Source organism: Bacteroides sp. MSSM.1001136sp1_RTP21357st2_D2_RTP21359_211015 (genome assembly GCF_040913205.1).
GTDB lineage: Bacteria > Bacteroidota > Bacteroidia > Bacteroidales > Bacteroidaceae > Bacteroides > Bacteroides ovatus.
Genome location: NZ_JBDFVF010000002.1, coordinates 288,308 through 313,381 on the forward strand (window position 1 = coordinate 288,308; position 25,074 = coordinate 313,381).

The following is a 25,074-nucleotide window of genomic DNA, read 5'->3' on the forward strand; positions in this document are numbered from 1 at the left end:
CTGTTTCGAAAATATGCCTATCAAGCTGCGATAGATTTTTATGTATTTTTGTTATTTGGAGAACAGATGCCCGAATAACTAATCATTTTATTGTTTTTTCCTTTCCGATATATTATGGTAAACTAGAGATAAAAATGTTTCTTAATAGTCCATTTTTATCTTCTTCACCGAGGAGCGATAGCTTCCCCGGTGAGGAACAAGTCGATGCACACCGAGGAACACTTCGTTGGTTTTAAAGCAATGAGCGGTTTCTGAATAGAGAAAGATGCATATCCTGTTTGCTTTCATGCAATATTAGGCATCTTTTTGTATGCTCATGCATTTATTTATGCAGTTTATTTTCCGGTTCGTTATTTTCTAATTGGCCATTTCCTTGTATAATATTAAAAATAGAACATTGAAAGTATATATTATCAAGTGTATAATTATTTAAAAGACGCTTATTGATGGAAGGGCGTTCGGTGCTGAATGTTCGGCTAAAGACGGTGGGTGCTTATAATGTAGTATGGATGAAATGCAATTATATAAACAATATCAATAAGTGATTTTTCATTTTGAAGTGGCAGATTGAATAGCGTTTGTTCAAGTTGGAAGAACTTTCCTTTTTAATCAATAGTTAGTGCTTCAGGTAATACAACTTTCTTTTCTTAGTCTTTTTTGCTTATGTTTTTGGAATAAGGTCTTATCTTTGTTCCCGTCTGAAGAAAAGAACGAACTGTTTAGGCTGATAGTTAATATAATATTGAACCATTGAAAATAAATAAAGTCATGAAAAAGATTTGCCTTCTTCTCTTTTTGCTTTGTGCTTGCATTGCTCAAGCACAAAATGCTTATCGCACAAACAAAGATATATCTTATGTCTCTGGCTCCGAAACGGACACCTATCGTCTGGAACGTTGTAAACTGGATATTTATTATCCTGAAAACAAGAAGGATTTCTCAACTATTGTCTGGTTTCACGGTGGTGGTATGGAAGGTGGAAATAAATTTATTCCCAAAGAATTGAGAGAACAAGGGTTTGCAGTAGTGGCGGTGAATTACCGTTTGAGTCCGAAAGTAAAGAATCCGGCTTACATCGAAGATGCGGCTGAAGCTGTGGCATGGGTTTTCAAGAATATTGAGAAGTATGGCGGTCGTAAGGATCATATTTTTGTTTCTGGTCATTCTGCGGGAGGTTATCTTTCGTTGATTCTGGCAATGGATAAAAAATACATGGCAGCATACGGAGCAGATGCCGATAGTGTAGCTGCTTATCTTCCGGTGAGTGGTCAGACGGTGACACATTTCACTATTCGTAAGGAACGCGGTTTGCCTGACGGTATTCCGGTGGTTGATGAGTATGCTCCGGTAAATAAGGCTCGTAAGGAAACAGCTCCTCTCGTGTTGATTACGGGGGACAAGCATCTGGAGATGGCGGCAAGATATGAAGAAAATGCGCTGCTGGAAGCTGTCTTGAAAAGTATAGGTAACAAGAAGGTGACTTTGTATGAAATGCAAGGATTCGATCATGGTCAGGTACTCGGCCCGGCATGTTATCTGATTGCAGATTATGTGAAGAGATTCAAATAATGTAGTTATAAATAAGAATAGATTGGAAGATGAAAACACGCAGTGATGCTTTTCAGTTTGGGAAAGAATTGGATTGGGAGAAACCGGCTCCGGGAATCCGCCGCCAGATAATGGGGTATGACGGGCAACTGATGATGGTGAAAGTGGAATTTGAGAAAGGTGCCGTCGGCTCTATGCACCAACATTATCATAGCCAGGCTACTTATGTTGCAAGCGGTAAGTTTGAATTGACCATTGGAGATCGGAAAGAAATTCTTTCTACAGGTGACGGTTATTATGTGGAACCTGACCAACCTCATGGATGTGTTTGCCTGGAAGCAGGTGTATTGATTGATACATTCAGCCCTATGAGAGCTGATTTCTTAATATAATATCTGGTAGGAAGTCAGATATATGTGGTATGAATTTACCACATATATGGTATTTACCCTGAACAGAATCCGCACTATCTTTGTCATATATTAAAACAAGAGAAATTTAAAACAGATATATATGGAAAAGATAGCAAGAAAATTGACGGATTTGGTAGGTAACACTCCGTTATTGGAACTTAGTAACTATAATACAAGTAACGACCTGAAAGCTCGTCTGATTGTAAAGATTGAATCTTTCAATCCCGCAGGAAGCGTGAAGGACCGCATAGCATTGGCTATGATTGAGGATGCAGAAACGAAAGGAATTTTGCATCCCGGAGCAACTATCATTGAACCGACCAGTGGGAATACCGGTGTGGGATTGGCTTTTGTTTCAGCTGCTAAAGGCTATAAACTGATTCTGACGATGCCCGATACCATGAGTATCGAACGGCGTAATCTTCTGAAAGCTTTAGGGGCGGAATTAGTATTGACTCCTGGTGCGGATGGCATGAAAGGAGCCATTGCCAAAGCTGAAGAACTGAAGGCGGTCACTCCGGGAGCTGTCATTTTACAACAATTTGAGAATCCTGCTAACCCCGCCATGCATTTACGAACTACTGGTCTGGAAATATGGAGAGATACCGAGGGGAAAGTCGATATCTTTGTGGCCGGAGTAGGTACTGGCGGGACGGTTAGCGGTGTAGGTGAAGCGCTGAAGATGCGTGATCCGAGTATAAAGATCGTGGCAGTAGAACCTTCTGATTCTCCGGTACTCTCGGGAGGTAAACCAGGTCCGCATAAGATTCAGGGAATCGGTGCAGGGTTTGTTCCTAAAACGTACAAGGCTTCTATCGTAGATGAGATTATTCAGGTGCAGAATGACGATGCCATTCGTACGAGTCGTGAATTAGCCAAACAGGAAGGTTTGTTGGTAGGCATATCTTCAGGCGCAGCCGTATATGCTGCTACGGAACTGGCGAAGCGACCGGAAAATGCCGGGAAAATGATTGTTGCATTATTACCCGATACAGGCGAACGTTATTTATCTACCATTTTGTATGCTTTTGAGGAATATCCTTTGTAATAATACCGCTTTCCTTCAGATAAAAACAACCGCTCCTTTGGGCTCAAACGATTGTCTTTTTGTTGTAGACATACGGTCGTTTGGATCAAGAGGAGCGGTTGTTTAAATTTGGTTGAACAGCCGTTTGAGACTGTTCAACTGGTTAGATGATAATTTGAGTTCACCGCAAAGTAACGCAGTGTCTCATAGAGTTATTGTCGGGAGTGTATACATTAATAATGCACATTTACTTATAAATACCTACTTATAAATGCCTACTTATAGGTAATAGTCAATACTTGATTTCCGCATTGCATACGGAAATCCCCTTGTTCCAGTACCCATTGCCCGTCGGAATTGACAAAAGCCAAGTCGCTGCCTTTGATGGATAGAGTGATAGTCTGGGTTTCGCCCGGTTGCAGTTCCACCTTTTTGAAGGCTCGTAACCGGCGGTTTTCGGGAGTAAGCGAAGCCACAAGATCACTGCTGAATAGCATGACAACTTCTTTTCCGGCATATTTACCGGTATTGGTTACGTCTATGGAAAAGTGCAAATCATCTCCTGCGGTAAACGAAGATTTGTCCGTTTGGAAGTTGCTGTATTCGAAAGTGGTGTAGCTCAATCCGTATCCGAAAGGCCATTGAACTGAGACTACTGCATTGTAGTCATAAGCTCCTTCCATTTTGTCCATCTCTTCACTCACCCGATAATCGTAGGTAGTCAGTGCTGCTTCGTGTCGCGGATATGTGTAAGGCATCTTGGCACTGGGGTTCACGTCTCCTGCCAGAATGTTCGCCAATGCGTCGCCACCATAGTTTCCGGGTAATAGAATGTCAATAACAGCATCAGCCAATGGCTCTAGGTCGTTGATAATGCGGGGACGACCCTCATTAAGTATCAGGATGATCGGTTTTCCCGTAGCGGCAAGTGCCTTTACCAGTTTGCTTTGGTTGGCAGAGATGGCAAGCTCGGAAAGATTACCGGGTGTTTCGCAATATGAATTTTCACCGATGCAGGCGATAATAATATCCACGTTGCGGGCGGCGGCCACAGCTTTCTCAATTTCCGGTTCATTTTCTTCCATGTAAGCACCTTCGGGTTTGTAGGTTACGCCCTGTTCCAGACGGACATGATCGGCTCCGAATTTGTTGCAGATTGCTTCGTAAATGGTATTATATTTGTCGGCAAATCTATCGGTCAGATGTCCTTGCCACGAATAGCTCCAACCGCCGTTCAAGCAACGCATAGAGTTGGCGTTCGGACCGGTTACCAGTAGCTTTTTCCCTTGAGGAAGCGGAAGAATATTATCTTTATTTTTTAGCAATACTTCCGATTCTTCAGCTGCATGAAGTGCGATAAGTGCATGCTCCTTGCTGCCGAAGAGAGGATAATCTTTCAATAAAGTGTTCGGATGATCGAACAGACCCAGACGGAATTTAAGTCTAAGCACCCGGCGGACGGCATCGTCAATACGGTTCATGGGTATTTTCTTCTCTTGCACTAACTCTTTTAGTAGTGTACAATAATTGAGATCATACGGTTCCATAGCCATGTCTATACCTGCATTGATTGCCATTTCGATGGCTTCTTTTTTGTTTGCTGCCACATGTTCGCGGGTATAAAGATTGTTGATGTCCGCCCAGTCGGTGATTAACATTCCGTCCCATCCTAAGTCTTCTTTCAGCCATTGTGTAAGGAGTTCGCGGTCGGCGTGCACAGGCTTTCCGTTGATGGAACCACTGTTGACCATTATAGTCAGTGCACCTGCTTCCACACAAGCCTTGAACGGTGCAAAACATTTTTCACGCAGTTCGGAAACAGATATATAAGCCGGTGTGCGGTCCTTGCCGGTACGTGGCATGCTGTATCCCATGTAATGTTTCACGGAGGTGGCGATTCGGTCGGCGGGAATATGGTTAGGATCATCTCCTTGGAAGCCTCGGACAGCAGTGCTGCCCATAATGGCATTGACTAAACAGTCTTCTCCATAATTTTCCCATACACGCGGCCAACGGGGATCACGTGCCATATCGACAGTGGGGGAGTATGTCCAGGGACAATTGCTAGCCCTTGTTTCATAAGCCGTTACACGTGCCGCTTCGTAGGTCAAATCCGGATTGAAGGCAGCACCCATATTGATATTTTGAGGAAAGAGCGTGCCGCCCAATGTATAGGTAGTACCATGATTCTGATCCAGGCCGTAGATACATGGAATACCAATCTCCGCCATCGACAGTTCTTGTATTCGACCGATAATCTCGTTCCACTTTTCAGGGCTTTGTGCTACCGGGCCGGGAGCATTGAGAAACGAACCTACCTTGTATTCAGCAATCGCTTTGTGGAGTTTTGCCTCGTCCAATTGGAATTCTCCATTTATCGTCTCTCCTAATACATCAATAGCAAGCTCGGTCATTTGCCCTATCTTGGCGTCAAGATCCATCTTTGATAGAAGCTCTTCCACTTGTTGTTCTATTTTAGCGTCTTCAGGAATGGCAGTGGGAACTGCCTGTTTGGAACAGGCAGTCATTGCGATAGATGCGGTCATTAATATAATATTTCTTAGTTTCATTATGATTTGTTTTTAAGTAGCATCGTTTATGTAATCTGTCATTCAGAGGGCTTTAACCCGAAGAATGACAGATACTTATGGTATGAATGATTTTTAAACTTACTTAGGAACATTATTTCACGGTTACCAAATCTACATAATAGCCATGTCCTACACATAAGAATCCGGCTTCAGCTTGAATCTTATTCAACATGTCTTGTGTTAGTATCAGTGTATATTCACCGTTTTCCGTAAATTCCATCTCACCCGCCAAGCCTGTCCAATAGCCTGTGGCAAGCTGCATTTTATGATATTCGGCAGTAGGTTCTATGGAGTAGACTACTTTCAGTGTCGACCCGGCTGTGATACCAGCAAATACATCCATTGGAATCAAACCAAAAGTTTTGTTGGGGTCACCGTCCGGCTTATCCCACGAAACGTAATGGTGTCCTGCCCAAAGCGTTATTTCGGTAGATACGGTCACAGTCTGTTCGGTAGTCGTAATATTATCGTTCAAGAACTGCACAGCCTCTCCGCTACGGGTTTTGCCTGTCAGCGTATAGCTTCCATCAGACAAATCCGGACAAGTCAGCGTAACTTCCGTAGAAGATTGATTGCTGAATTGAGACACCGTCTGTCCGCCGATAGTTAGAGAAGCGATGTTTTCAAGATTGATACCGGAAATGGTCCAGTCCACGTTGGCAGTAGCCCGGTTAGCACCCGAAATGACAAGGGAAGCATTGGTTACTTTCACCATGTCGGCTCCATATTGATTGCCGTCGGCATCTTGCAGAACGATACGGTAATCGCCTTCGCTTACGCCTGTCGGAACGATGTATTCCAGATAGTTCTCGTCTTCCGATTCAACATAAGTAGGATCGGTGATCGTGTTTCCTCCCAAGAGGATGGCTGTTACGTTCTGTAAATTACTGCCATATAAACGGGCAGTCTTACCGGGAGATACAATTCTCTCAAAAGCTACTTCTTTAGATTGAGGGTCATCAGCCAACGGATTGACCACCACTAATCCTTCACGGGAAGTCTTCTTCCCTTTCACAGTTTCCACTTCTATTTTCAAATTATACGTACCGGCTTTCAGACTACGGTTGATTTCTTTGTCGGAGTCGGTACCCGATTCTACTTCCTGTCCATCAATGAACCAGGTTACTGTGGTGTAATCTTTCGGAGTCACGGTCAGCGCGATGGATAAGTTCGCATCCCGGCTGATGTTGGCGAATGTAGCCAATTGCCCGTTCGTTCTGTCAGGGAATACCGGGGCAAGGATATGCGGATCATCATTTTCCGTCACCGTAGCGAACGGTTCTTCCTCGGTGCATGCAGTAAATGTGGAGCCTACAGCGAGTAGGGCAAATAGTGCAATATATATCTTTTTCATAATGGATGATTGTTTAATAGTTAGTTTTCAGTATCCCACCACAGAAGGCTGTGCCAATTGTCTGTTCCTCCCATGCGCTCGATGGCTTCATTGTAGCTCTTTTTATTATAGGAAGATTCCAATACAGGATAGCATAGACGTACCGGAATTTCCGTTCCACCGGTGAGGTATTGTCCGAACCCATATTCTGCCGGTGATTTCAACTTCGGATAACCGGAACGACGCACGTTTGCCCAACATTCGGCAGGATTGGTGAAGTGAAGAATCCAGGCCTGTGTATTGATAGCTTCAAGTTTCTGATTGTCCGTATGTCCGAACGCCCCTTTATCTTGAATGAATGCATCAAACTCTGCATCAGTAGTAGCCGTGCAACCGTAGTTGTCTGTCAGGAAATCCATAGCCGCACGCACTCCTTGTTTGTAAAGATCTTCTGCCAAAGCACTGCCAACGTTCCATTTTTTCACAGTAGCTTCTGCCATCAGGAACTTCACTTCTGCAGAGGTCATCACTACGCCCGGATTGTCGCTTTTTAGGAAATTATTGGCAAGTTTGGGTTCCACTTCACGAGCCATGGTTGCTGTAACAGAAGGGTTGTTAACGGCTAATTCCGCACAAATATCGCTGTCGTATCCTGTAGGCCATGGCTCCCACGAGTAGGCACCCGGGTCGCGCGGACTGAAATCAATCCCTTTTTCAATCATCTCCTGGGTGATGTCGACACGATTGTCGGGACTGGTGGCACTCATCAGCCCGTCATAATAACAACGGGAAATTTTGAATGTACGAGGGTCACCGGAATTGTATAACTGATTAAAGAAAGTGGAGCAGAGGTAACTTGGATTATTAGCGGGGTCGTTGCCGAACAACAACTGTGACAATGAATTTCCGCGATAATCAGAGTAAGCTTCTTGTCCGAAACTAAATGCGATTGTCATGTATTTGATGAGCGCATCGCTTGAGGCGTCCGTTATCACACCCCCATTGGCAGCCAAAGCGTTTTCAAATTCCGTTTGTGCCTTTGTAGGATTGACATTGGAGATTCGCATGGCAAAACGTAGGCGAAGCGAGTTTGCCAGTTGTTGCCATTTAGTTACATCACCGGCATAGATGAGGTCACCTGTCACTTTATCTTTGGTCGGATCGATTTTATTGACGGCATCTTCCAGCTCCAGAAAGAAAGCGTTGTAAATATCTTCCTGTTTGTCATACTTTGGATTGAACTTTCCTTCGAGGAATCCCAGTCCGGCTTCACTGAAAGGAGCGTCTCCGTAAGTGTCGGTGATGATAGACATAAGATAAACCCGATAAATGCGGAGTACAGAGTTGATATTCACTTTCTCTGCATCTTCGGCTGTGCGATATTGAGCATCAATGATATTCTTCAGGGATTGAGTGTAGAACGATGTCCAGATACGGCTCATTTCATTATTGTCTAGCGTATGGCGTCCGCCGTAGTTGGTGGTGTTCCAACATCCCATCAGTTGTTGGGTGAATGCATAATGGTAGTTACGGTAGATTTCCATCATACTAAGGTCTCCGTACGTTTGCAGTTGGGCAGTGGTGAGCTGCGCATTCGGGTCGATGGTAGCGGCCTTGGAAGGGTCGGTATTCATGTTTTCCATGTATTCATCGCTGCAAGAAGCGAAAAACAGGGCACATGCCATCGTGATGATTGTGATGTATTTAGATTGTCTCATGATATATCTTTTTAGAATTTCACATTTACATTAAAACCATAGCTTCTGCGTGAAGGCAACGAACCGTATTCAAGTCCCATACCGGTGGTATTGTTGTAGTTGGAATCCGGGTCGATATTCGGGATATTCTTCCATACGATGAACGGATTGCGGGCAACGAACGAAACGGTCAGTCCGCTTACTACATTCTTCAGCCAGGATTTGGGTACATTATAACTCAACGTCAGTTCACGGCATTTCACGTATGAGTTGTCGTAAATAAACATAGAAGGTGCATTACGGCAAACGCTCATCCAGTAGTCTTCCGGATTGATGTAGATGTCGTTGGGACGATATGTTCCATCACCGTTGTCGATGACACCCGGAGCAACGAATCCGCCTGTCGGCTTCCAGTTATCGGCTCCTTTTGCAATGCCGGCTGCCAATCTTTCTTCTTCCGAGCGATACCAGGCGTCGCGTCCTGCCAGTGTTTCCGGACTTTTACCCGATTCGTAAGCAGCACGGGCAGACATAGAATAGAGGTCGGCGCCTACTTTCACATCGAATACCGCTACCAGCGAAAGATTCTTGTAGGTAAAGTTGGTGAGTAATCCACCTGTCCAGTCCCAAGAGGCATTACCTAATACGTGGTTGCTCTTGTCATATTGTGGCAGACCGGTTTGCGGGTCAATCAGAATATCTCCCTTTTCGTTCCGTTGGAAGTCCGGGCCTACAATAGAACCAAAGTTCTCGCCTACCTTAGCGGCTACCTGAACGTCGAGCCAAGATGCTTTTTCCAGTTCAAACATATCCGATTCGCCATCCAGTTCTTTTACCTTGTTGCTGTTCTTGGAGAAGTTCAGATTAATGTCCCAGGAAAAATCGCGTGTTTGAATCGGTCGTGTGCTAAGGGCAATCTCAATACCTTTATTTTCTATCTTGCCGGCATTAATCAAGCGATAGTTATAACCGGTTGTCCAGGAACTTGCCATTCCCATAATCTGGTTTTTACTGATTTGAGAATAGTAGGTGAAATCCAGTCCGATACGGTTCTTCAGGAATTTCAATTCCAATCCCATTTCCACGGAGTTTGTTTTGGTTGGTTTCAAGTCTTTGTTGGGGATGGTTCCGTTATCGATATATCCGATGGTATATCCGGGATAAGCATATTTGGATTTCGTATAGACGAGTCCCAATTGGTAAGGATCGGTATCGCTACCTACTTGCGCCCATGACATACGCACCTTTCCGTAAGGCAGGAGGTCGCCCAGTTTTGTCAGCTCGGAGAATACAAAGCTGCCGGAGAAAGAAGGATACATATACATGTTGTTGCCAGTGGGAAGGGTAGACGATTGGTCGCCACGCAACGTAGCATCGAGGTAAAGCATGTGTTTCCAGCCCACGTTCACTGCTCCGTAAACCGAATTAATCTGCTTGCGGTAACTGCCGGGCACTACACTGATCTCGTTGAAGCTCGTCAATGAAGGGACATCGCGTATCTTCATGTCTTGAGCGGTGGTAACGGTGGTCTGGTTGTTCACCTTATATACATTACCGCCTAACGTAGCGTTGAAATCGAAATCACCCCAATGGTTGTTGTAGAGAGCCAACACTTCAAAGTTGTACATGCGGTTGCGGAAAGCGCTGTTTTGAAGTCTTCCGGCTTCGAATCCGGGAGTGGTAGGCGCTTTGTAATCATCGAACGTGAACCAGTTGAGTTCGGCACCCAGCGTTGCCTGAAGTTTCAGATGTGGGTCGATGTTCCATACGGCCTTGCCGTTCATGCGGAACAAGTCTTTCTTGGATTTATTGAAGTTCTTATAGATATCCCAATACGGATTCACGTTGTAGGGATCCATACCGTTCCAGTTGGAGTATTCGCCATCGGCAGTCTGATAGGTTTGCAACCATTCCTGGTCGTAGGTGGTGGCAAGGGTCATCAGGTTTTTACCGATATTGGACTTGCTGTCGCCCAGTGCCGGACGGTTCTTCACGTCTTCCCGTGTATAGTTGACGCTGAAATCCAAGTCTACCTTTCCTGCAGACGTATTGGCGCGCAGGTTGAAAATGTCACGGCTCATGTGAGTCTGGGGAACAATGTCTTTATTGCGCATGTCCGTATAGGTAAAGCGAATTCCGGTTTTTCCGCTGTTCACACCTATGATGGCGGAGTTGGTGGCGGTGATACCCGTGCGGAAGAAGTTGGACGTATTGTCGGGGACAATGAGGAAAGGGCGTTCTACGCCGTCGAAATACTTCAACATGTTTGAACCGTCCGCTTTTGGGCCCCAACTTTTGTTTGTGTTGGATATGGCATCATAGCTATAAGTACCGTTGCTTCCCATACCGTATATCTGTTGCACTTCGTCCCATTTGGCAAGTTGGGTGTCGAAAGTCAGTGTTCCGTTATATTCCACGCTGACTTTATCCTTGTTGGCTCGCTTGGTTGTAATCAAGATAACACCGTGGCTGGCACGGCTACCATAAAGTGCAGATGCTGCAGGGCCTTTCAATACCGACATATTTTCTACGTCATCGGCATTGATGCTCGAAATACCGTCGCCCAAGTCGAAGCCGCCGTTTGTACCGGCACTGCCGAAATTGGTATTGTCCAAAGGTACACCGTCCACTACATAAAGAGGCTGGTTGTTTCCGGTCATTTCGGTACTGCCTCGCAGAATAACGCGCGTAGAACCGGAAGGACCACCAGCGGTCTGGCTGACTACCAATCCCGGCACACGTCCTGCCATGGAGTTGATAAGATTCGTTTCTTTGGCTTTGGTCAAGGCTTCACCTTTCACTTCGTCAATGCCGTAGCCCAACGCTTTGCGCTCTCTCTTGATACCAAGGGCGGTAACTACCACTTCATCCAATGCTTTGGCATCCTCTTTCAAGGTGATGTTCAAAGGACCTCTTCCCGCTTTCACTTCCTCGGATTTATAACCCACGTAGCTGACAACGAGCGTAGCTCCCGCTTTTACATTCAAACTGAAACTTCCATCCAGATCGGTAATCGTTCCGTTGGCAGTTCCTTTCTCCACTACGGAAGCCCCAATGATAGGGCCTGTGGCATCGCTCACTTTTCCGGTTACCTTGTTACTTTGTTGTTGAATAGCCTGGGAACTTGGTTCCGTTGCTGCATACACTTGCTGGAAACCTCCCGCCATCCAAAGGGCGAGTGTTCCGCAAAACAATAGATACTTACATTTTTCCATATTCATAGCATGTATATTTAAGATTCCTATAATATTTTCACCCAGTCGATGTACATCTTCACTTTCTGACCGTCTTTCAGGCCCGTCAGTTTATGAATGTCGGTAATCCCTGTAAACGCACCTCCCACGGCAAGGTTGAACAGAATGTAGAAGTTGTCATGAAAGTATGTGTTCGAGCTAATGTCGAACGTATGAAACTTGACGTTGTCGATGGATATTGTCAGGCTGTTTTCATCCCAATCCAGAGAGTAGGTGTGATAATTGCCGTCTTGCAGGCTGTTGGCCACATTGGCTTTGTAGTATTGCTGTTCGTGAGCCGCTGCGCTGGGGCCATAGTGAATGGCGGTGTTCACTTGTTTTTCCGAATCGCCCGCAGCCATTCCGCTCTGTTCTCCCATTTCCATAATATCAATCTCCCCGCATGCCGGCCATTCTTTGTCGTTATCTCCCATCATCCAGAACGCAGGCCACAGTCCGCCGTTAGTCTTGGGAAGCTTGATGCTTGCTTCTATCTTGCGATACTTGAAACTCTTTTTCCCTTTTGAATTGATTCTGCCTGAATAGATTTTATTCCCTTTGCGTTCGGCGGTAAGAATCAGAACCGATTTATCCCCGTCCTTTCCTACCGATACATGAGCGGCATCGTATGCCTGTAGCTCTTGATTGGTCCAGCCGGGTTCATGAGTTTCTTTCGTCCATACTTTTTCGTCGAAAAAGTTGAAATCGTCTTTAAAAAGAATGTCTTGTGGATTTTCTTCCGGTTCCGTTCCAACAGAATCCGACGAACAGGATTGTTGCGCGAAGCAAACGGATAAAAATAGGAATAGTGCTACTTTTTTCATCGTTTTAGCATTTTAAAGGTTAAACGTAATATGTGCTTTATACTTGTAAAGCTTGGTGCAAAGATGCTAATATCCGGCTGAAACGATGGTTAGATTGCTGACATATTAGGTTTGATTGCTGACAAATCTGCTGATTTTTATCGAACGGACGTTATCTTACCCATTCTTTTTCGAAGATTGTTGCTATACAAGAATGAGGTAAATGATAATTTTGCGGAGTGCCCTGAAAGGGGTTAATTATATAGCGTAGGGCAACGCCCTACGAAAAAAAACACACCAGCCACAAGCCCTGAAAGGGCGGAACTGTATACAATTATGCCCTTTCAGGGCGCAAATTCAGATTGTCGTTTTTACGTAGGGCGTTGCCCTACGCTATATAATTAAGCCCTTTCAGGGCACTCCAATAAATATATAATTGTAAGGCTTTCAGCCTAACTGCTAAATTCCCATTTAATTAAGAACGGTACGGAAATGAGGTAAACTCATACAATTATAATTCAAAAAAACTTCCGTAAACATTCTCAAGTATACTTATCACTATGAGAAAAAATACTCATAGGTATGAGAAGAAATACTCATTATAATGAGAACTTTTTCTCATTGCAGTGAGAATATACCCTTGTCAGAATAGGCTGAAACAGTTCATTACTGTACCGGAAACGAGCTAATTTTAATTCAAAACCGAACATGAATGCTTGTCTACTTCCCACTATATTTACTTGGCTGCATCCCGAATTGTTTCTTGAACAATGAACTGAAATACTTCGTGTTGACAAATCCGGTTTCGGCGGCGACATCGGTTACGCTTTTACCTTCTTTCAGCAGTTCGGCAGCTTTTTGTAGCCGGATGATACGGATAAACTCTTGCGGCCCTTTTCCCGTCAGTGATTTAAGGCGACTGTAGAATAGTGTCCGGCTCATTGCCATTTCATGGCACAAGAGATTGATGTTGAAATCGGGTTCATCCAAATGTTCAAGAACAAACCGGGTAGCTTGCATGATAAACCGGCGGTCGCCCTCGGCCATTGTTTCGCTTGCTGTCGTTACGTTTTTGTTGTCGATACTTTCATTGCTTTCATTGTCGTCACGTTTGCCGCCCGCCTCTACTTGAGCGATGGCTTGCCGCATGAAAAACTGCCGTTGCCTGTTTCGATTGTCAATCAATCCTTGTACTTTCAATTTCAGTATCTCTGTACTGAATGGTTTGGGGATGTAATCATCCGCGCCTTTCTTCAATCCTTCCACTATTGCTTCGTGGTTAGCCTTTGCCGTCAGCAGAACGACGGGAATACCCGATGTGTCAGGATTTTCCTTGACCATTCTGCAAAGCTCGTCACCCCGTATGCCGGGCATCATGACGTCGGAGAGGATGATGTCCGGATATTCATTGGCAAGACAGGCGATAGCTTCGTGTCCGTCGGCAACATCAATCACCCGATAGAGGTGTTCAAAGGTCTGGCGGAGGTAGTGACGGAGAGTTTCGTGGTCTTCTACAATGAGCAATGTATTCCGGTCGTCCGGATCTTTCATTTTGTCCGTTTCGTGGCTGTTATTATCCGATGTGCCGGCAAGGTGTTCGAGGGATGATTCGTGCGACACGGGTTCGGTTACGGTGGTGGTTCGCGGCAATGTTACGATGAAAGTAGTTCCCTTGCTCTCCTCGGAACAGAAAGTGATTTTTCCATGCAGCATCTTTACAATGCGTTGCACCTGCAACAGTCCGAATCCGGTTCCTTCTTCCTGTGACTGCCGGGCATTCTCGGCTCTGTAAATATCGGAGAAGATATGCTTCTTCGCTTTCTTCGGTATGCCTATTCCGTTATCTTTCAACGAAAGGATGGCTTTGCGTTTCGTGGCTTTCAAATCCAGACTGATTTCTCCCTGGGGCATGGTGTATTTGCAGGCATTGGAAAGAAGATTGTCGAGTAACATCTCTATCAGGTGTTTGTCGGCCGAAACGAAAACGGATTCGTCGGGTTGGGTCAGATTCAGTGTCAACTGCTTCTTCTCGCAAAAAGACCGGAAGACGGAGACTTCTTTCAGCAAAACTTCATTCAGACAAAGCGGAACCGATGAAGAGGATGGTTTGTGGGCGTCTACCTTTTCAAATTCGAGCAACTGTGTGATGAGCGAATGGAGTTTCCGGGTACTTTCATGGGCCAGATTCAGGTAATAACGGGCTTTGTCCGAGAGATCCTGTTCCCGGTTCAAATCCTCCAGAGGTGCCATGATAAGCGTCACCGGCGTGCGAATGTCGTGTGCCGTGTCGATGAAGAAACGTATTTTGTCTTCGTCGTATTTCTTTTGGAGCTGGTTGCTCTTATAGCGCAGGATGAAATAGAAAACGAAGCCTATTATAAATAGGTAAATAGTCCAAGCCCACCACGAGTTCCACCATGGTTGGCTCACTTTCACTTCTAAGGTGCTTTCGGAGATAGTCTTTCCGTCGCTGCGCCGCAGGCTGCGCACCTTAAAAAGATAAGTGCCCGGCGATACCTTGGTGTAGGATGCCTTGCCCTCGGCAGACGGTTTGCTCCAGTCATTGTCATACCCCTCTAAAATATGCTGATAGACAATATCGCGCTGGAAACGATAGTTGATAGATTCAAAAGAAACGGTAAACGAGTTGTATTTATAGCCGAGCCGTACCGCACGGTCGGCAAGCATATCATGGATGGCGGGTCTCAACGATTCTTCTTCCTGGGCGTTTTGATAATCAACTGTCAGCCCAGTGAAACGCAGGAGCGTCCAGTAGTCTACGGTTGAGATGTCGAGTGGCATGATAAAGACAGCGCCATCCGTGCTGCCATACACGAACTCGCCGTTCATCAACCGGGCAAATGAGGATTTGTTATATTCCTTGTCTATATTGCCTGCATAGTTGAGGTTTGACACGCGCAGGCTGTCTATCAAGGCAATTCCTTTTCCGGTGCTGACCCACAAGCGTTTCTTGTCGTCCCGCTGCAAACTATATATATCGTTGGACGGCAATCCCTCTTGAACAGTGAAAGTCTTTACCGTCCGGTTTTTCATGTCATATAGATTCAATCCTCCCCCTTCGGTTCCCAGCCACACGGTTCCGTCGTCATTGAACAGCATAGAGATGATATAGGCACTGACATTCTGATTGTGAAATTCTTGGGAATTGGCATAGTGCTGTATATTCCCTGTATGTTTGTCCACTAGGAAAAAACCGTTGACCGTAGCCACCGCTACCCGGTTTCGGTCGATAGGTTCGATGGACTGTACCCAATTCACGTCGAAAGACCGTCTGCTGCCTTTTTCTTTTTCAAACATGATCAGGCATCCGTCCAGACCTCCTATCCATAAGTCTCCCTCCATGTCTTGTCTGACGGAGAAAATATAATTGGTGGTCAATTGCCCTTGTTGCTTGGTGAGATGGCGTAACACGCGTCCGTTGTTATCCAGTAGATACACTCCGTCTCCGTACGTTCCTACCCATACGTTCCCATTTCCGGATGTGCAAAGAGAAATGGTTACGATTTCTTTCAGCACGTGTTTCCAAGTGCCTGACAGGGTGTTTCGGATGCTGATTCCATCATCGGTAGCGAACCATTGGTTGCCATCCGGGTTTTCTTCGATATCATTTACGTTGTTGCTGATGAGAGAATGGGTATTTCCCTTTTCGTGTGCTAATATCGAAATGGGATGTTTCAGCAGGATAGCCACGGATACGCCTCCCGTATAACTACCTATCCAGATGTTGCCCTGGTCGTCTCTGGTTACGGCATATACGCCGTTTCCGCGCAGATAAGTATCTGTGTCATCTCTGGTATTCATCAGTAAACGGGCTTTCTTGGTGTCCTTGTCTATCGCATACACACCGCCACCGTCCACGCCTATGAGTATGGTATGTACATCATAGTCTGTAATTGCCCGTATCGGATGAAGGAACGTGCTCCCTTGTCCCTCCAGCGCAAGCACTTTGGAAGTGTCGAGGTTCATCACAGACAAACCGCTGCCAAATGTGCCTATCCAGAGTTCTTTTTTCGGTTTGTCGCAGAACAATGTTTGTACATTCCACCCTTCCAGCAGCTGGCGTTTCTTATCCGGCAGGGCGTGTGACAGTTGCCAGACTCCGTTAGAAGTGCCCACAAAAAGCGACTCGCCGGCAAATGCGATGTCGTTGACATATTGTCCTTTCAGCACGGCAACTATACGATGGTCTGCTTCTTGCTTGTATAGTCCTTTATCCGCTCCCATCCACCAGGTTCCGTCACTATCCAAACAGAGTTTGTTCAAGATGACTTCTTCCTGAATCAATTGTCCCAGGTGGAGGACTTGTTCAAAATGATCCAGGATGGTGGAATATCGGTAGATTCGTCCGGTGTGGTCGTAGGCGAACAGTCCTTGTTGTGCGTCGTACAATAAGTAAAGCCTGCGTCCGGCAAGATCACCATAATAGAAACTGCCCGGCAAATCATAGTTCTTTACCGTATGACCGTTGTATCTGTCTATTCCGGTTTTTGTAGCAATCCACATAGCACCGTCTCCATCCTCGACAATCGAAAAAACGCGTTGGCTACTAAGGCCTTCTGCATAGCCTACATGCCTGACATCGAACATCCGGTTGGTCAGTTCGGCTTTGACAGCTATGCTTATCATTAGTAGTAAGGTGATAACAAGATTAAAACGAACCATATTCTTTTAATTGTTGACATTACAAAGATAAAGTTTCTTTAGAAAATCCCAACAGAATAGGGGTGTGAAATTAGAAGGAATATTCAGTAAATGTTTCTATGTAAAGTCAATTAGAAAATCAACAAGATTAATATTTCCGGGAATGGCAAGTTTCTTTCTTATTCGATAACGGGCTGTTTCTACCCCACGAATAGTAAGATTGGTGAACTGCGCAATATCTTTGGTCGATAGATTTAGCCGTAACAGTGCACAAAATCTCAAGTCACTGGCTGTGAGACTGGGATATTGTTTACGCAGGTTACGGAAGAAATTCTTATGGATCATATCAAAATTCTTGTGGTAAATATCCCAGAATTCCTCCTCATTCAGGTTTCCGTTAATCTGCTTCAGTATGGTGTCTATATCATGTTGATTGATAATTCCTTTATGCTCTTGTTCAGACATAACCTCTTTCAAGCTTTCAACTGCTTTACGCTGGACTACGGCATCGAGAGCCAGGCTGGCTAATTCCTTACTTTTGACCTGTAATTCTGCTTCAAGTAATTGTTCGCGTTGTTGCGCAATGATATGTTCCTGCTCCAACATCTTGAAGTCCTGTTTCATTTTCTCTTTTTCAAACTCCCTATTACGTTTTCTTAGCATTTTGGCAGCATGCCAACGAGAGTAGAAGTATACTATTACACTCGCAAGAAGCACATATATTATCCAAGCATATATGGACAGATAAAATGGGCGTGGTTTATTGAAATAATATTCTACGGAACTAAGTACCTGACCATCGACATTTTTCACTGAAGCCGTAAAATGATAATCTCCATACCCTAAGCTACCAAATGTGACTACCGGATCGGCTGATTCTGACATCAGGTCCAAGCTACTTCCCGTGAGATGATAGCAAAAACGGAGCGGTTCGCAGTTAAAATTAGGATAAGACAAATGGAAAGTTATATCCCCCCATATTTTCTTGTTGTCTTTCTTTTTGGCAGATACAGGCATTAGATGCAATTGATAATCCTGCGACAAAGAAGTAGCTTTTCTAATGAGTAAAGAATTCCTTTGCAGCAAAGTGTCTTTTTTCAGATTCATATCCAAACGCCCTATACCATTGTTGAGACAGAAATAAGTAATGTTATTGTTTACATATACATTATTATTGTTTTCATTGCATTCAAGTCCGAAAAAAGAGGAAGGGATGAAGCGTTCCATCCTGAAATTGTCATTATCATATCTTATCAGGGTGTATCCACGATAGTCGGTAAGCCAATAGAGGTTATCATCTACCGGTATAGCCATATTAATCCCATTTTTGAGAATGGAGTTAAGTTGTACGAAAGGTATGATACGTTGGTTAATATCATCATAAGTATACGTTCTTTTGCTGTCCGACAATACCACTCTTCCACGTATCTTCATAACATGCATTAGGCTTGCATTATTCTCTTCGTCTGACAATGATTTGATATACGTGCACTTTTCCACCTTTTTTAAATCCCTTGAAAGCTCTATCCTGTAGATACCGAGACTCATATGTGCAGCCCATATATTTCCACTATGATCGACCTCGAACTGGCGTACCGGATTCCAGAAGCCATCAATGGAATGAGAAAAACTCCATTTACCATTATATTTACGATAGACTCGGAGGTTATAATAAGACGACTCAATGAGAACTTCCTGCCCATTAATTATACATTTGCGCAGACACGTGCTACTAGTTTCTGTTTCAGGGATGTTACTGGCTACAGTTCCCGTTATAATTTTAGTTCCGAAATTGTTTCCCAGCAGAATTTGTGAATCAAATGTACTGATATGCCAGTTCTGTCCTTCGGTACCCTGGATAGGAACAATTGTTTGGTCGGCAAAAGAGTACAACCAGGCAGACTGGTTAGTAGCAATATATAGACTATTATTAAATGCATTGACCCCATATACCATTCCGAATGACTGTGAATTGCGGTCAGGTATCAGAATGGAATAGGGAGAACCGGTATGGATTAATGCAATGCCGATATCAAGTGCCGCCCATACATTATTATCCCGATCACAGAAAAGCCGTAATACAGAATTGTTATATAAACGATTTTCCATATCATAATGCCACTTCTCTTTTCCTTCTTTGTCAATGGCATAAATACCATTACGGATCGTTCCGAGTACGATTGTCGAATCTGATGGAATCATTACGGCACGATTCATCTGCTGACTTTTTAATTCCTGATCGATAGCGGTAGGGTGGGGAGAAAGTGTCTTTCCGTCATAGTCAAAAAGTCCGTTCCACTCGGTACATAGAATCATTTTTCCTCCTGCTGTGGGAATGACCGCAACCACAGAGTCATCTTTTAATGCTTTACGTTTAATCAATAGTTTATATTCATCATTTTCCAGAAGATAAAAATCACCGTTGACCATCTGTACATAGATTTGTCCATGCGCTTTATGAAAATACAATGGCAAATGTTGAGAGTTATAGTGTGCGGTTACTTTCTTTCCGTCATATTTAAACCAAGAACTGAATGATTGGAAATAAATGCATTCACCTATTTTGAGTATATTCCATATTTCATCATTGTGTGTTTCGATATTCTTGAGTTGGCTCCATAAGGAAGTGTATTCAAGTATACCAAGAGAGTTGCGGCTGAAATAGCCGAAATCCTCGTATGTTCCCACATAAATACGGTCACCATCAATGAGTATGGATCGCACAAGCTGATTACCGGGCATTTGATATTTACTCCACGTATAGCCATCGAAACATAATAGTCCTGTATTATTTCCAATGTACATCTCTCCGTTCTTTCCTTGAGCTAAAGCCCAGTTTTGTAATCCCGCTTGGTAGTCTTTGGCTGTATAGTTGGTCACAATGGGCATAAATGTAGATGCATGACTTATTACTGGGGATAAACATCCTCCTATGAAAATAAATAATAAATAGATAAAATCAGTGCGTCTCATAGAATACTCTCTCTATTATAGTGATGGAAAATAATTTCAAATATAATATCAAATAATTAAAAAATCCCAAATCAGCGAAAAAACATGCCAAAATAAGTGTCTACAAGCGATAAACGTACTAAAAACGTAGTGTTGTACAGCATAAAAGTAGTAGCGTAGTATGCGTTATTTTGCAAGAATTTTAAAAACTCCATTCCTTTGTTGCATCGATTTTTTAGCAACCTTATTATCAACTAATACGTAAAAAAATGAAGAGAAAGATTACTTTTCTTGTAGTTGCAGTGTTGTGTTTACAGACACTGCTTGCTCAAAACAAAACAATCAGAGGTACTATTGTTGATTCCTTTAGTGAACCGATCATTGGTGCGTCTGCTCATGTAAAAGGTACCTATACTGGTACTATCTCGGACCTTAATGGTAACTATACTTTGGAAAACGTTCCCGAAGATGCTATTATTACCTTCTCTTATATAGGAATGATACCTCAAGAAATTGCTGTAAAAGGGAAGAATGTAATCAATGTTCAATTAAAAGATGATGTTCAGAAGCTGGAAGAAGTGGTCGTGATCGGTTACGGTTCAGCCAAAGCCAAGGACTTGACTTCTCCCATTACGGTAGTCAAGGGGGAAGCGTTACTTTCTACTCCCGCCTCTTCACCTATGGCTGCTATGCAAGGGAAAGTGGCCGGAGTAAACGTTACCAATAGCGGTACTCCGGGAGAAGGGCCGAAGGTAGCTATTCGTGGTAAAGGATCATTTTCCAACAGTTCGCCTCTTTATGTTGTAGACGGTATGTTCTATGATGATATCAATTTCCTCAATAGTAATGACATTCAGGATATGTCCGTGTTGAAGGATGCTTCGGCTGCTGCCATTTATGGTGTGCGTGCCGCTAATGGTGTTGTTATTATCACTACCAAAAAAGGCCAACGTAATCAGAAAGCTAAAATTACCTATAACGGATATATAGGTGTACAGAAAGCTACAAACGTTTTAGAAATGGCTAACTCTCAAGAGTATTCTACTATGCTTCTCGAAGCTAATTATGATGCATATGTATCTACCATGAAGGCCTCTATTGATAAATTCGGCGGTGACTATTCCGATCCGGATTTTCATAACTGGAAATTCGATTCAGACACAGACTGGTATAAGGAGTTACTGCGGAGTGCGCTTATCACTAACCACAGTTTGGGAATTAGTGGTGGAACAGAGAAAAGCACTTATTCCGTAGGTATGAGTTATTTGTATCAGGATGGTGTAATGGATGTAGAGAATAACTATAAACGTCTCAATTTCCGTGCAGCACTCGATTATGAAGCAACCAACTGGCTGAAGGTCGGTTTCAATGGTGTATTTAGTAACTCTACCCAAGTGTTGCCACAAAATAAAGCTTGGCAGCAGGCATTTAATGCTCCGGGCATTTATCCGGTTTATGATCCGGCAAATGACAATACTTTCCCCGACAAGTATGCATCACCTGATGCAGTTGGTTTCACTGCTAACTTCTACAATCCTGTGGCAACAGCCAACTATTATGATTCACAAAATGAGAACTATCAGGTATTGACTAACTTCTATGCACAGTTCCAACTCTTGCCGGAGAAGTTAAATTTCAGAACGAGTTATAGTTATGATTATTCAGCCATTCGTGGTCGTGAATATATAGCTCCCTACTATGTAAGTAGCTGGCAACAACAGGCCGTTTCAGAATTGACAAAGAAAGATACGAACTATTACAATTACATTTGGGATAATATATTGACCTATAATAATCAGTGGGGAAAACATAACTTTGGAGCCATGTTGGGTTACTCTATGCGGCAACAACAGTACAGATATATGTGGGGAAAAGCTAATAATGTACCAGAAGGAAAGGACGAATGGCTTTATTTGAGTCAGGGAAATGCTGAAGGTGTAACTCTTGGAGATGATGGTTACTGCTATCGCGGTCAGTCTTATTTCACCCGTTTAAGTTATGACTATGCAGGGAAATATCTGTTGACATTCACTATGCGTGCGGACGGTTCTTCCAAATATCAGGAACATTGGGGATATTTCCCATCCGTTGGTGCTGCATGGGTTATCAGTGAAGAAGATTTTATGAAAGATCAAAAGTTCTTCGATTACCTGAAACTGCGTGCCAGCTGGGGACGTTTGGGTAATGACCACGTAGCTGCAAGTGACGGTTTTGCTTCAATTACCACAGGTAATTCTGCATCCGGTGTATTTGGAAACTCTACTTTCCCAGGCTATCAAAATACAACTTATTTCAGTTATTTGAAGTGGGAGCTGGTAGATGAAACAAACGTCGGTTTGAACTTCTCTACTTTTAAGAACCGTTTGAATGTAGATTTGGACTATTTCTATCGCCTGACAAAAAGAGCTGTTATATCTCCGCGTTTACCGTTCAGCAATGACGTACTTGCCGGAAACTATGGTAAGATTCTGAATTCGGGTTTTGATTTATCACTTAACTGGAATGATAATATCGGAAGAGACTTCAAATATAATTTGGGAGTGAACCTTTCATATTTGAAGAATAAGGTGAAAGACCTTGGAGGATTGAGCTCTATCAAGGGAGGAAAGACCATTAATATGGTAGGCAAAGAAATGAATTCATACTATGGATATAAGGTTGTAGGAGTTTATCAGACTTTGGAAGAATGTGCGGAAGATCCGATTGCCGTAGCCAACAATCTTGTACCGGGTGACTTCAAGTATGAAGATGTAAACGGTGATAACGTGATTGATGGTGATGACCGCCAAGTACTTGGCTCTTACATACCTAATTTTACATACGGCATTAATCTTGGTTTGAACTGGAAGAATCTGGATTTTGAATTGACTACGTATGGTCAAACAGGTGGACAGATATACAACCGTAAACGTGCTTTGCGTTATGCACAGTCTAATTATAACTTTGATAAAGCACAGTATGAGAATCGTTGGACCGGACCGGGTTCTACTAACTCGCATCCGTCTGCTGCAGCATTGGTAAAGGGCTGGAATGTATCTGACCAAAGAGTGAACTCTTATTTTGTAGAAAGTGCGGATTTCTTCCGTATTCAGAACATAACTCTCGGTTATAGTTTGCGTAATATCAAGATGGGAAATTACACATTGCCGGGTATCCGTTTCTCACTGACGGCAGACCGTCCGTTCACGACATTTAAGGCGAATTCATTCACTCCGGAGTTGAGCGATGCTGAAGGATGGGATACAGAAGTTTATCCTTTGACATCTACTTATAGCTTTGGAATCCAGATTGATTTCTAAGCCGGAATGGAAAAATTAATTTTAATCTAACAAAAGAACAAGAAAATGAGAATACTAAAGAATATCTTAATATATGCGTTGCCAGCATTAATGTTATGCAATACATCATGTGATTATCTTGATAAAGAGCCCGAAAATAAGGTTCCGGAAGAGAATGTAGACTTTACTCAAATTGAGAATATGTATCAAGCGGTTTCCGGAGTATATGCTAAAGTTAGAACAGGTGGTATGCACTGGGTGATATGGCCATTGTCTGTCGTGCGTGATGATGATGTTTGGTCCGGACGTATAGATGACCAGGCAACCCTTATTGATATGGGTAACTACAACTACGACAGTTCTTTCTGGGGACTCAACGAGATGTGGAATCAGTATTATGGTATCATAAAAGTGGCCAATGCTGCTCTTGAATCGCTGGATTCCTACGCAGAAAATATCACGTCGGACGATGATATGACTAATTACCGCTCTTACTGTGGTGAAGTGAGGTTCCTTCGTGCTTATGCCTATTACCGACTTGTACAGGCTTTTGGTCCGGTAACTATTTTGCGTAGTAATACTCAAACCGACATGACCCGTTCAACGATCAATGCTGTATATAAATATGTTCTTGAAGATCTACAGTATACGATGGACCATACTCCGAGATTACGTCCGAATGAAATGGCTCATTATGGTGCTGTCACTGCTTTCTCGGCAGAGATGCTTGCAGCAAAGATACATCTGAATCAGGGTAATTATGGAGAAGTTGAAACATTGACAGATGATATTATCGGTAGCAAGAAATTTAAGCTTTATGATGATTACTATAATTTATTCAAGATTCCGGGTAAGGTTTGTGATGAATCGTTATTCGAATGTCAGTGTACTGACTTTGGTCTTGGGTCAGGTGATATGGTAGATGCTGATAACTGGTTTGTATTCCAAGGACCGGCGAACGACGGAAATATTTCAGGCTGGGGATTTATCGGTATATATAAAGATTTCCGTGATTGGGCAGCGGCTCGTGGTGAGACTATCCGTGCTACGACTTCGTTCCTATTGGCTGGTACAACTACTCCAAGCGGTGATGTGATTCGTGAATTGCAGAACTCTACTCAAACAGATTGCTGGAATGGAAAAGCCTATACTCCGACAGATCAGTTGACACCAGGTCGTACTAAATATGGTGCAAATAACAATGTACGTATATTCCGTTACGCAGATGTACTATTGATGAATGCAGAAGCTAAGGTACGTTTGGGTAAGGATGGTGATGCACCGTTGAAGCTTGTGCGTGACCGCGCCAAGATGTCCGAGATTGATAATGCGACAGTAGACCAAATCCTTGATGAACGCCGTATGGAACTTGTTTGTGAGTGGGGAGAGCGTTACAACGACTTGATTCGTACCGGTAAGGCTGCTTCTGTGCTTGGTTCCAAAGGATGGACTGAAGATAAAACCTATTATCCGCTTCCTTTCGATCAGGTATCTAATATCCCAAGTCTGACGAACGAACCGATTGACGAGTAATTAT

The 25,074-nt window shown here is 43.6% G+C and carries 12 protein-coding genes; 5 read left to right on the forward strand and 7 right to left on the reverse strand.

Annotated elements, in window-relative coordinates; genetic code table 11:
* Positions 1-768 precede the first annotated feature (768 nt).
* From AB5217_RS02915 to cysK, 3 genes are all read left to right on the forward strand, one after another.
* Positions 769-1,569, forward strand: a complete 801-nt coding sequence (locus AB5217_RS02915; RefSeq protein ID WP_070782777.1) for an alpha/beta hydrolase — start codon at positions 769-771, stop codon at positions 1,567-1,569.
* Positions 1,570-1,598: 29 nt separating this feature from the next.
* Complete coding sequence (locus AB5217_RS02920; protein WP_032845570.1) at positions 1,599-1,940, forward strand: cupin domain-containing protein; 342 nt, start codon at positions 1,599-1,601, stop codon at positions 1,938-1,940.
* A 121-nt stretch (positions 1,941-2,061) separates the two neighbouring features.
* Complete coding sequence (gene cysK, locus AB5217_RS02925) at positions 2,062-3,009, forward strand: cysteine synthase A (protein ID WP_004317446.1); 948 nt, start codon at positions 2,062-2,064, stop codon at positions 3,007-3,009.
* A gap of 254 nt (positions 3,010-3,263) precedes the next feature.
* On the opposite strand, the gene AB5217_RS02930 is transcribed toward cysK, so the two are convergent.
* The 7 genes from AB5217_RS02930 to AB5217_RS02960 all read right to left on the reverse strand — a co-directional run bounded on the left by AB5217_RS02930 (position 3,264) and on the right by AB5217_RS02960 (position 20,196).
* A complete protein-coding gene (locus AB5217_RS02930; RefSeq protein ID WP_032845572.1) occupies positions 3,264-5,558 on the reverse strand; it encodes a glycoside hydrolase family 3 N-terminal domain-containing protein in 2,295 nt (764 codons plus the stop codon).
* A 112-nt stretch (positions 5,559-5,670) separates the two neighbouring features.
* Complete coding sequence (locus AB5217_RS02935; RefSeq protein WP_032845573.1) at positions 5,671-6,933, reverse strand: hypothetical protein; 1,263 nt, start codon at positions 6,931-6,933, stop codon at positions 5,671-5,673.
* A gap of 20 nt (positions 6,934-6,953) precedes the next feature.
* The gene (locus AB5217_RS02940) at positions 6,954-8,630 is read right to left on the reverse strand and encodes a SusD/RagB family nutrient-binding outer membrane lipoprotein (protein ID WP_032845574.1); all 1,677 of its coding nucleotides are present in this window, start codon (positions 8,628-8,630) and stop codon (positions 6,954-6,956) included.
* Positions 8,631-8,641: 11 nt separating this feature from the next.
* A complete protein-coding gene (locus tag AB5217_RS02945; protein ID WP_032845575.1) occupies positions 8,642-11,830 on the reverse strand; it encodes a SusC/RagA family TonB-linked outer membrane protein in 3,189 nt (1,062 codons plus the stop codon).
* A 20-nt stretch (positions 11,831-11,850) separates the two neighbouring features.
* Complete coding sequence (locus AB5217_RS02950) at positions 11,851-12,666, reverse strand: family 16 glycosylhydrolase (protein WP_032845576.1); 816 nt, start codon at positions 12,664-12,666, stop codon at positions 11,851-11,853.
* Positions 12,667-13,365: 699 nt separating this feature from the next.
* On the reverse strand, positions 13,366-17,328 hold the full coding sequence (locus AB5217_RS02955; protein WP_032845577.1) for a two-component regulator propeller domain-containing protein: 3,963 nt from the start codon (positions 17,326-17,328) through the stop codon (positions 13,366-13,368).
* Positions 17,329-17,424: 96 nt separating this feature from the next.
* Positions 17,425-20,196 (reverse strand): hypothetical protein, encoded by a 2,772-nt coding sequence (locus AB5217_RS02960; RefSeq protein ID WP_347020514.1) that lies wholly within the window; start codon positions 20,194-20,196, stop codon positions 17,425-17,427.
* A gap of 332 nt (positions 20,197-20,528) precedes the next feature.
* Between AB5217_RS02960 and AB5217_RS02965 the strand changes: the two genes are divergently transcribed.
* Both AB5217_RS02965 and AB5217_RS02970 read left to right on the forward strand, forming a co-directional pair.
* Positions 20,529-23,558, forward strand: coding sequence for a SusC/RagA family TonB-linked outer membrane protein (locus tag AB5217_RS02965; RefSeq protein ID WP_032845579.1), 3,030 nt, complete (start codon positions 20,529-20,531; stop codon positions 23,556-23,558).
* 45 nt (positions 23,559-23,603) lie between these two features.
* The gene (locus tag AB5217_RS02970; RefSeq protein ID WP_032845580.1) at positions 23,604-25,070 is read left to right on the forward strand and encodes a RagB/SusD family nutrient uptake outer membrane protein; all 1,467 of its coding nucleotides are present in this window, start codon (positions 23,604-23,606) and stop codon (positions 25,068-25,070) included.
* Positions 25,071-25,074: the final 4 nt, after the last annotated feature.